The sequence below is a fragment of the Nitrosospira sp. NpAV genome (assembly GCF_000832065.1).
In the GTDB taxonomy this organism is placed as follows: domain Bacteria; phylum Pseudomonadota; class Gammaproteobacteria; order Burkholderiales; family Nitrosomonadaceae; genus Nitrosospira.
In genome coordinates this window covers 521,001-531,199 of record NZ_JXQM01000001.1, presented here as the reverse complement: position 1 = coordinate 531,199, position 10,199 = coordinate 521,001, and the positions used below count along the sequence as shown (strand labels likewise).

Annotated in this window: 9 protein-coding genes; 5 read left to right on the top strand and 4 right to left on the bottom strand. The window is 55.5% G+C overall.

Going from position 1 to position 10,199, the window contains the following annotated elements; genetic code table 11:
* Positions 1 to 184: hypothetical protein (locus tag SQ11_RS17785; RefSeq protein WP_232297861.1), on the bottom strand; the 184-nt coding region annotated here is incomplete at its 3' end.
* A gap of 221 nt (positions 185 to 405) precedes the next feature.
* On the opposite strand from SQ11_RS17785, the gene SQ11_RS02260 reads away from it, so the two are divergent.
* The 5 genes from SQ11_RS02260 (at position 406) to SQ11_RS02245 (ending at position 4,685) form a co-directional block, all read left to right on the top strand.
* Positions 406 to 951, top strand: a complete 546-nt coding sequence (locus SQ11_RS02260; RefSeq protein ID WP_041512535.1) for a chorismate lyase — start codon at positions 406 to 408, stop codon at positions 949 to 951.
* Positions 948 to 1,820 carry a 4-hydroxybenzoate octaprenyltransferase gene (gene ubiA, locus SQ11_RS02255; RefSeq protein ID WP_041512440.1) on the top strand — a complete coding sequence of 291 codons (873 nt, stop codon included), beginning with the start codon at positions 948 to 950 and terminating at the stop codon, positions 1,818 to 1,820. The genes SQ11_RS02260 and ubiA overlap by 4 nt, the downstream gene beginning before the upstream one ends.
* Positions 1,817 to 3,280 carry a 4-hydroxy-3-polyprenylbenzoate decarboxylase gene (gene ubiD / locus SQ11_RS02250; RefSeq protein ID WP_041512439.1) on the top strand — a complete coding sequence of 488 codons (1,464 nt, stop codon included), beginning with the start codon at positions 1,817 to 1,819 and terminating at the stop codon, positions 3,278 to 3,280. The genes ubiA and ubiD overlap by 4 nt, the downstream gene beginning before the upstream one ends.
* 388 nt (positions 3,281 to 3,668) lie before the next feature.
* Complete coding sequence (locus tag SQ11_RS18075; protein WP_269746022.1) at positions 3,669 to 3,791, top strand: hypothetical protein; 123 nt, start codon at positions 3,669 to 3,671, stop codon at positions 3,789 to 3,791.
* Between the two features lie 75 nt (positions 3,792 to 3,866).
* Complete coding sequence (locus tag SQ11_RS02245; RefSeq protein ID WP_052493932.1) at positions 3,867 to 4,685, top strand: AadA family aminoglycoside 3''-O-nucleotidyltransferase; 819 nt, start codon at positions 3,867 to 3,869, stop codon at positions 4,683 to 4,685.
* Positions 4,686 to 4,761: 76 nt separating this feature from the next.
* Here the strand turns inward: SQ11_RS02245 and SQ11_RS02240 are convergent, their stop codons facing one another.
* Genes SQ11_RS02240 through imuA form a run of 3 tightly spaced genes read right to left on the bottom strand, consistent with a single transcriptional unit; the run spans position 4,762 to position 10,187 of the window.
* A complete protein-coding gene (locus SQ11_RS02240) occupies positions 4,762 to 7,956 on the bottom strand; it encodes an error-prone DNA polymerase (protein ID WP_052493931.1) in 3,195 nt (1,064 codons plus the stop codon).
* 3 nt (positions 7,957 to 7,959) lie between these two features.
* Entirely contained in the window at positions 7,960 to 9,471 is a 1,512-nt protein-coding gene (locus SQ11_RS02235; RefSeq protein WP_041512438.1) for a DNA polymerase Y family protein, read from the bottom strand.
* 5 nt (positions 9,472 to 9,476) lie between these two features.
* Positions 9,477 to 10,187, bottom strand: coding sequence for a translesion DNA synthesis-associated protein ImuA (imuA, locus tag SQ11_RS02230; RefSeq protein WP_041512532.1), 711 nt, complete (start codon positions 10,185 to 10,187; stop codon positions 9,477 to 9,479).
* Between the last annotated feature and the right edge of the window lie 12 nt (positions 10,188 to 10,199).

Genomic DNA, 10,199 nt, shown 5'->3' with positions numbered 1-10,199 from the left:
AGAGCCGTTGCTGAGCAAAGGACGTGGGAAAAAGGAACGCTTCGCTGTTAACCGATCGAGACGATGCTACCCGGTCTTCGACCATGACCGCTCCCTTGGCATCCTGCACCGGCCCCATGCGTTTGTCGTATGGGTCGCCTTCGAGTACTCTCTCGCTGTAAGGAACGGTATTTCTCCTTGCCATAAATTAAACATGGATTAAAAAGCTACTTTAAACTTAGGTCAGTTCCAGAGAGATTTCAACCTGGATCGGGCATTTGGACGAGGTGAAGCACGCGGCCTCGGGGGTGCAGGCAAGACGTTGCAAACAGCACAACCAAGCCTCATGGGGGTCATCTTCGAGGATAAAGGATTCAGCCCCGCTGGATTATGCGGCATAATTCACCCTTTTCAGTTTTGCGCCTGATGAACGCTGCCCAGTTATCCGCATGGTATCCCGCGCCCTCCTCTTTATCGTCCCGCGCGCGCGGCTGGCTGCAGAATCGTGGTTCCCTGACCCAGCTTATTCAACAGCGCTGCCGGGGAGAGTTTCGCGTAAAACCAGTATTCCAGTCGCTGGCCACGGTGTGCAGGGATGAACTTGCCGTGATGAATTTGCGTCGAAACGAGCTGGCGCTGGTGCGCGAGGTCTATTTGTATTGCGGCAACACGCCCGTGGTATTTGCGCATTCGGTGGTGGCGAGAGAAGATCTTCGCGGTGCCTGGCGCGGATTGAGCGGCCTGGGCAACCGGTCGCTGGGTACCGTATTGTTCACGAATCCCGTGATTAAGCGCACCCCGCTTCGATTCAGGAAATTGAATTCAGCGCATCCACTTTTTCGCCGTGCCTGTCAAAATTTGCAGGCAAAACCCCCTAGCTTATGGGCACGCCGTTCCCTGTTCAGCTTGCGGGGACAGTCCATACTGGTCACCGAAGTATTTCTTCCTTCCATTCTGGATCTGTCATCGTGACACTCACACAACGCCTCGGCCATTATGAAAGGCTGATGCGGCTGGACAAGCCCATCGGCATTCTGCTGCTGCTGTGGCCGACATTGTGGGGTTTGTGGCTTGCCGCGGACGGCCTGCCCAGCATGACGGTTCTGGCGATATTCATATTGGGCACGGTGCTGATGCGCTCCGCCGGTTGTGTCGTCAACGATTATGCCGATCGCAATTTTGATGCGCATGTCGAACGCACCAGGAATCGTCCGCTGGCCACGCGCGTGGTGAGTACGAAGGAGGCATTGCTGCTGGCGGCGGGATTAAGCCTGTGCGCCTTTCTGCTGATACTGCCGTTGAACCGCCTTACCATCGAGCTGTCGGTGTTTGCGCTATTTCTGGCCGCAAGCTATCCTTTTACCAAGCGCTTTTTCGCGATGCCGCAAGCCTATCTCGGGATTGCTTTCAGCTTCGGCATTCCGATGGCATTTGCCGCGCAGACCGACGAAGTGCCATTCATCGCCTGGGTATTGATGGCGGCCAATCTGCTCTGGGTGATTGCCTACGATACCGAATATGCGATGGTGGATAAAGTGGACGACCTCAAGATCGGCATCAAGACTTCCGCCATTACTTTCGGCCGTTTCGATGTCCTGGGCGTGATGCTATGCCATGCCATTTTCCTGGGCATCATGACAATCGTGGGGATGATCCAGAAACTGGGCGTCATCTATTATGCGGGTCTGGCGGTTGCACTGGGACTGATGATTTATCAATACCGCCTGATTCACGATCGTGATCGGGGACGCTGCTTCAAGGCTTTTCTGCACAACAACTGGGTCGGCGCAACGATATTTGCCGGCATCGCGCTTGACTATCTGATAGGCAACCTGCCATGAAATACAAGGATCTGCGCGATTTTATCGCCCAATTGGAAAGCCAGGGCGAACTGAAACGCATCACGGCGGAGATCGATCCCCATCTGGAAATGACCGAAATCTGCGACCGGGTATTGAAAGCGGGCGGCCCGGCGATACTGTTTGAGAAACCGAAGGGCCATACCGTTCCGGTACTGGGGAATTTGTTCGGCACACCCAGGCGCGTAGCGATGGGCATGGGGCAGGAGTCGGTGGAAGCCCTGCGCGAAGTGGGAAAACTCCTTGCCTATCTGAAAGAACCCGATCCCCCCAAAGGCCTGAAGGATGCGTGGGAGAAATTTCCCGTGCTGAAGCAGGTGCTCAACATGGCGCCCAAGGAGCTTTCGCGGGCGCCCTGCCAGGACATCGTATGGGAAGGAAAAGACGTGGACCTCGGCAGACTGCCCATCCAGACTTGCTGGCCGGGCGATGCGGGTCCGCTGATCACATGGGGGTTGACCGTCACCCGAGGTCCGCACAAGACGCGGCAGAACCTGGGCATCTACCGTCAGCAGGTGATCGGGCCTAATAAGTTGATCATGCGCTGGCTGGCTCATCGCGGCGGCGCACTGGATTTCCGCGATTTTTGTCTGACTAATCCGGGGCAGCCCTATCCGCTGGCGGTTGCGCTGGGAGCCGATCCGGCTACGATACTCGGGGCAGTGACGCCGGTGCCGGACAGCCTGAGCGAATACCAGTTTGCCGGGTTGCTGCGCGGCGCGAAGACCGAAATCGTCAAATGCCTGAGTCATGATTTGCAGGTCCCGGCCAGCGCGGAAATCGTGCTGGAAGGTTATATCCATCCCGGCGAAACCGCGCTGGAAGGCCCCTTCGGCGATCACACCGGCTACTATAACGAGCAGGAGACCTTCCCGGTATTCACGGTCGAGCGCATCACCCTGCGGCGCGACCCGATCTATCACTCCACCTACACGGGCAAGCCGCCGGACGAGCCCGCGATATTGGGGGTGGCGCTGAATGAAGTATTCGTGCCGCTATTACAGAAACAGTTCACGGAAATCGTCGATTTCTATCTGCCGCCGGAAGGCTGCTCTTATCGCATGGCGGTGGTCAGCATGAAAAAGCAGTACGCGGGCCATGCCAAGCGCGTCATGTTCGGCGTGTGGAGTTTTTTGCGGCAGTTCATGTATACCAAATTCATTATCGTCACCGATGATGACGTCAACATCCGCGATTGGAAGGAAGTCATCTGGGCCATTACCACGCGCGTCGATCCCGCGCGCGACACCTTGATCGTGGAAAATACGCCGATCGATTATCTCGATTTCGCCAGCCCGGTATCCGGCCTGGGCGGGAAAATGGGACTGGATGCCACCAACAAGTGGCCGGGGGAAACCAATCGGGAATGGGGAACGCCGATTGTGATGGATGCAGTAGTAAAAGCGAGGGTGGATGAAATTTGGAAGGATTTGGGAGTGTGAGTGGCATTTTACCTACCGGCTAATGGATGATCGATGGTTGGTTGAAATGAGGTAACTATTATTTATGTTAGCTCAACCCCCCATCATAAATACTGCTTGGTTGAATGTACTTTCGATCGCTTGTGGCTGATTTCCTCCAATGGCCACAGCTGCCGCAAATAGGACGGCGCCGTCCGACTTATGCTATCTGCACAATTTTGATGCGCCGTAAAACCCTGACTCTGCGGCTGCCTGCCGGGCAGGGGCGTCTGCTGCGTTAACTTCTGGCGCGGCTGACCAAATCCCTGTTGACGGAAATACCGCAACGCCTGGACGGGCAAGAGTTGCGCGTCGAGATTACCCGCTATTTCGAGAGAATCCGGCCAATGGAGCGATCAAGAACGCGATCATGCACCGAGAAAGTAACAATATTGCTACATCTTCTCATCTTGGCATGATCGAAATTGAACAAGCCCCGTTCGATGGATATGTGCCAAAAGCCGACATCCGCAAAGGACTCCTTGCCTGGTAGCATCTTCGGCGTCGATTGCGTTGTCTCCCACCACTTCGCGCCTCATAGCCAAGTAGCCTTGTTAAGATAAGCCAAATGAACACGTTACCGCCCGTGGAAATCACCCAGCAACTGTCAAATACGCGCGCCGTACTTGAACGCAACTTGGCTGGAACATTGCAAGCAATTCACTTGTTTGGATCAGCCGTCGATGGAGGACTCAAGCCGCATAGCGATATTGACTTGCTCGTAACGGTGAGCGACCGGCTGGCCGGATCGGTTCGACACTCACTAATGACGGACCTACTGTCGGTTTCTGCATGGCCCGGAACCAGTGCATCATATCGCCCGCTCGAAGTGACGATCGTCATCCGAGAGGAGGTGGTGCCTTGGAGATACCCGCCGCTGCGTGAGCTTCAGTTCGGCGAGTGGCTCCGCGAAGAATTGCGGGTCGGCAGTATCCAGCCCGCTATGTTGGACCACGACCTTGCGATCTTGCTAACGAAGGCGAGACAGCACAGTGTCTGCCTGGTAGGCGCTCCTGCGGCTGAGCTGTTCGATCCGGTCCCCAAAGACGATTTCTTAAAAGCGCTTTCTGACACCACTGCGCAGTGGAACAAAAAATCGGACTGGCAAGGTGACGAGCGGAATGTGGTTCTTGCTCTTGCGCGCATCTGGTTCAGCGTGTCCACGGGCGGGATCGTGTCCAAGGATATCGCAGCCACCTGGACTCTTGAGCGCTTGCCGGATGAGTATCGACCGGTCTTGGCGAGAGCACAGGCAGTTTACTTGGGCAATGCAGTGGACGACCTGGCCGATCGTACGGAGCAAGTGGCCGCGTTTGTGCGCTACATCAAGGTAGTGATTGAGAGTGCCTGCTCAATGCGTAAGGGGGAAACGGCGATTGATGTTTGAGATCAAACTTGCCACATTCAATGGCCTCATGCGGCGCAATGCGCTTTGCTTATTGACGCCCTACTACTGCCTTTGGTTAATGAAAATCCCGGCTTTCCACCCTGAGAGCCCCCAGCAAATGACTATGATCCACCAATCGCTTGGCAATTACGTGCTTGACTTCACCTGCGCTTTGCCATACGCCATACACTGTCAAAAGCTTTGAGTTCAATAGCTCGCAGCGTTGTTTTAGTACGAGCAGGTTCCAAACCACAACATTTATTATTCCGGTCTCGTCTTCCAGCGTTACGAATACGACGCCGCTGGCAGTTCCGGGGCGTTGCCGGCATGTCACAATACCGGTCGTCCGCACCAGTCGCCCGGTGGGGTAATTATCCAGCTCCATTGCTGAACGCAAATTCATCCTGGCCAGTTTCGGCCGCAATAATGCCAGCGGATGCCTGCGCAGGGTGAGTGCCGTGCTGGCGTAATCAGCAGCAATTTCCTCTCCTTCAGGCGCAGCCGCAATGGCGGGCAATGTCTCCTTCACCGGGGCATCCCGCATCAGGTCCGATTGCTGGATATGGGAGGCGGCCACCCATAGGGCTTCGCGCCGGTGGCCTGACAAGGCGCGTAACGCATCAGCGCTGGCGAGAGCGCGCATTTCAGTGGCATTCAGAGAGGCGCGGTTCGCCAAATCGGCCGTGCTTTCAAAAGAAGCTGTTTCTCTTGCCTCGACGATACGCGTGGCGGCTTTCAAGCCGATTCCTTTCACCCTGTTCAAGCCCAGCCGCACATCGGGTGGGACGGGTTGAAGAGCCTTGCCCATCTGTGCTTCAAGCGTGCAATCCCACTCGCTGATTGTCACATCCACCGGCCTGACTTGAACGCCATGCCGTTGCGCATCCTGGATCAGTTGCGAAGCGCCATAAAACCCCATCGGCAAGCTGTTGAGCATTGCACACAGGAATGCGGCGGGCTCGTGGCATTTAAGCCAGGACGATACGTAAACCAGCAGCGCAAAGCTGGCGGCGTGGGATTCCGGAAATCCGTATTCGCCGAAACCCTCGATTTGCCGGAAGATCCGCTCGGCAAATTCAGGATCATAACCCCGGCTGACCATGCCATTGATTAACCGCGCATGGAAAGAACCGAGTCCTCCTTTTCTTTTCCAGGCAGCCATGGAGCGGCGCAACTGATCCGCCTCGCCTGGGCTGAAGCCGGCGGCCAGTATGGCTATTTGCATGACCTGTTCCTGGAAGATGGGCACGCCGAGTGTTCGCTTCAAGGCAATTTTGATTTCTTTGCTTGGATAACTCACGGGTTCCAGCTTTTGGCGGCGGCGCAGAAAAGGGTGCACCATGCCGCCTTGGATGGGTCCAGGCCGTACGATGGCAACTTCTATCACCAGATCGTAAAATTTTCGTGGCCTCAGTCGCGGTAGCATCGACATCTGCGCGCGCGATTCGATCTGGAAGACGCCGATGGTGTCGGCTTTGCAGATCATGTCGTAGGTCTTTTTATCCTCCTTCGGAACGTCCTGCATCTGGAATGAAATGCCGCGCCGGGCGGAAACCAGATCGAGTGTGCGGTGGATCGCCGATAGCATGCCCAGCGCAAGCACATCAATTTTCATCAGCCCTACCGCTGCAAGGTCGTCTTTGTCCCACTGAATGATGCGGCGATCCGGCATGGCGGCGTTTTCAATGGGTACGATGCGGCACAGTTTGTCGCGCGAGATGACGAAGCCGCCTACATGCTGGGACAAATGGCGCGGAAATCCATATAAGACGGGAATCAGTTGCATCAGCTTCTGGATAACCGGGCTGTCGGGATCGAAGCCATTCTCAACCAGGCGATTGCGCATATCCGAAGTCTTATCCCACCAGGCCAGAGAATTGGATAGCCGTTTGATACGTTCGGGATCCAGCCCCAGTGCCTTGCCGATATCCTGGACTGCCGAACGGGTGCGATAGGTGATGACCGTGGCCGCGATGGCGGCGCGATCCCGGCCATATTTCCGGTAGATATACTGGATAACTTCTTCCCGGCGCTGGTGCTCGAAATCGACGTCGATATCGGGCGGCTCGTTGCGTTCCCTGGAGATAAAACGTTCGAACAACAAATTGCTGCGTTCCGGGTCGATCTCGGTAATGCCCAGGCAATAGCAGACCGCGGAATTGGCTGCCGAACCGCGTCCCTGGCAAAGAATGCCTTTCGACTTGGCGAACCTTACGATATCGAACACGGTCAGGAAATAGGGCTCATACTTGAGCTCGGCGATCAGCTGCAACTCCTGTTCGATCTGATCCTTGACCTTGACCGAAGCGCCATTGGGAAAACGTCTTGCCATGCCCTCCTCGACCATGCGCCGCAGATAATCCGCATACGTTTCATCCGCCCTGGCATCCATCCCGGTCAGTTCCTCGGGATATTCATAGCGCAGCTCATTCAGCGAAAAAGTGCAGCGTTTTGCCACTGCAATGGTCTCTTGCAGGAGTTCCGGCAGGTAGAGTTGGTTTAATTGCGAACGGGTGCGCAAGTGCTGCTCGGCATTGGGCTGCAATGCATGACCGCATTCGCACAGCGGCTTGCCGAGATGGATGGCGGTCATCGTATCTTGCAGGGGCTTGCAGGAAGGGTCATGCATGGTGACGTCGCCGGCGGCCACAAGCGGCATTCCCGTAATTTTTGCAGCTTGCCGGACTCTCTCGAACAACAGGTCTTCGTCTGCGTGCAGCAATAACTCGACAACAGTCCAACAGCGTTCTGGAAATAGCGACAGCACCCAGCGCATGTCATGCATGAGGGAACTGTTCTTCTGAGCCCGGCCAGGGACTAATAAGACCAGGCAATCCTGCAGGAGAGCCAGGTGCGGCACGTCGGGGCAGCTTTCAAAATCCTCGCGGCTTATGCGGTAAGTCCCCTTCTCGGCGCGTTGCCTTGCCAGTGTTATCAATTCGCACAGGTTGCCGTAGCCATTCCGGTTCATGGCGAGGCACACCAGCTGTAATCCATCTTCCAGGATGAACTGGCTGCCGATCAAAAGATGCAGACCGGCTTTCTTCGCCTCCGCATGCGCTCTTACGACACCGGCCATGGAGCATTCATCCGTGATAGCCAATGCGCTGTATTTCAGGTTCACCGCCTGCTTCACCAGTTCTTCCGGAAAAGACGCTCCTTTCAGGAAGCTGAAGCTGGAACAGCAATGCAGTTCAGCGTAGGCGGGAACTGGGGAATCTATGTCGGATAAATACCGGATAGCGTGGCCCCGGAATGTAGGCAAAGGCATGATTTATCCAAAAAGTCCCTGCAAATACCAGCCATTGCCATTGTTTCCTGCTGCCGAGTTATGTTCGCGGTAGATCCATAGCAATTGGCCGAGCGTATTTTCCGCAATAAAATAATCGCGTGCGACCGGCGCATCATCCCACCAGCCCGCCTCGATCCGCTCCGGTCCCGCAATCAATTTCAATGGCGAGCCATAGACCGGCTGATGGCGTTGCACCTTCAGTTCCAGCGGAGCCTCCATTAACCATGCCGGACGAACCGAAGAACACATCGATGCCAACGGAGCTGCTTTCCGGCATGAAGCGTCACTTTCCCTACTCATTTCCAAAGGCCGAAACCTCTGGCTGCATTCCGGCCGATGATCAGGGATAACGTTCAAACCGGTAATAGCTTGCGGCCCGAGGCGGGAAGAAACTTTTTCGATAAACCGGTTCAGTGAAGTTGCCTCCGATTGCGAGGTGGGGAATAGCTCCAGATGAGGATTCGTCCCTGCCGTTATTTGATTCGCTATCAATTCCAGTCCGCAGACCGGAGCCACTATTTCCATGCGTCCTAGCCGTTCACGCAACAAGAGCATCAGGTGCTCCGCGTCGTCGCTTTGTTCGGAAAGTTTTATGTGGAGTGGCGTGGATTTATGCGGCTGCCGCAGCGAATATTCGTGATGCAAAATGAATGAGAATTCCAGGACTGCGGCATGACGCAAAGACAGCCAGCCGCACATTTGCCCGATCATCCGCTGCACGGGAACCCATATTAGCTCGACACTTTCAACCTGGCTCATTAATTCCGTTTTTTGTTGAAAATATTCCGGTACCTCAAGCCACTGTTGCGGATCCGGTAAGTCGCCGCAGGCCCTATCCAGTTCTATCAAGAGATCCGGGCCAAACCGGCGTGCCAGGCCGCCGCGAGGCAGTTGCCGTAAATCGGCCAATGTCTTGCAGCCGATGCCGCGAATGACTTCAAGATAAGGCTGGGCCGATGCCAGTAAGTGAATAGGCAGGGAATCAAGCAACGATCGGAACCTGGAGCCCGCGCCATTGATGACGGTTTTCAGCGGAGCGGATTGCGCAAGCAGCCATGCCCCCTTGGCGGTGGGAGCAATCCCCACGCAGAGTTGCAAGCCTTGCGTGGCCACTGCCTGGTTGAGTAGCCGGCATAATTTTTTCAAGCCGCCAAACAATTTCAGGCTTGCGGAAACTTCGGTAATCAACCCGCTGCCTTGCATGACGACATGGGGCGTGAAACGAAACGCGGCATACGCAGCTTCCCGCAATGCCTTCATTTCTTCATGCGGGTCATGTTCCACCACCACCAGATCGGGAAAAAGAGACAAGGCAGTGGCCAGAGGCTGGTGCGCCGCGACACCTTGCTGTTGTGCCGGCTTATTGGCTTGCCGGATGTAAACCTGATTTCCCTTGCGAATCGTTGCCGCCATTGCGGGAATCAGCGCTACAGGAAACCGGCGCTCGATCCAGTCAAGCGATAGTGTTGGGCAATGGAGAGCGATCCATAACATTGCATTCACGCATGGGCTAAGGTAGCCGAGGAAGTCATGAAGCTGGGGAAAGGCCTGGCGGACAGGGGGATGTAAATGGGCAAGTCAATCGGGGAACCTCTGCGCTTCAGCAAGCGCACGGAAAGCATAGGCTGTCGTACTGAACCGAGCAATATTCTTAGCGGGGCTGCGGAGGGTTCAAATTGTGCGCTCGCCGGCCTGAATAAAAAAACCAGGCTGGCGGCAGTCCGCACAATGATTTGAAGCTTGCGCGTCATTGGCTGGCTTATGCCGGGCAGCCAGCCAATGATGGCCCCAAAGGCGGCACTTTTGATGCCTTGTTCGAGTACCCATAACCGCTCGATGGGACTGTCAACCCTGATCATCACAATGCGCCGGCTATCGATATTCAGATTTTCCCACGCAGGCATATAGGGAATATGGGGCGGGCTCACCAATAGAATATTCCTGCCCTTTCGCGTGATCCGCTCAAGCGATGGACTCAATAATCTAATTTCTCCCAGCCCTTCCGCCGGCAACAGCAATTCCGTCAGACTGCAAGGGGACCATCCTCCCCCCGGCAACGCTTTATCCAGTTCATTGAAGCCACTGGAAATGACCAGATCGGGCGCAGATCCTGATATGTCACCTCGCCATATCCTGTCCCGGAATTGCGTTTCGATTTGTAAAAGCGATAGCGGTGCCAAGGGTAAGGATGGAGAGGCAAGCGTTGACATGGTGAAAGAGTT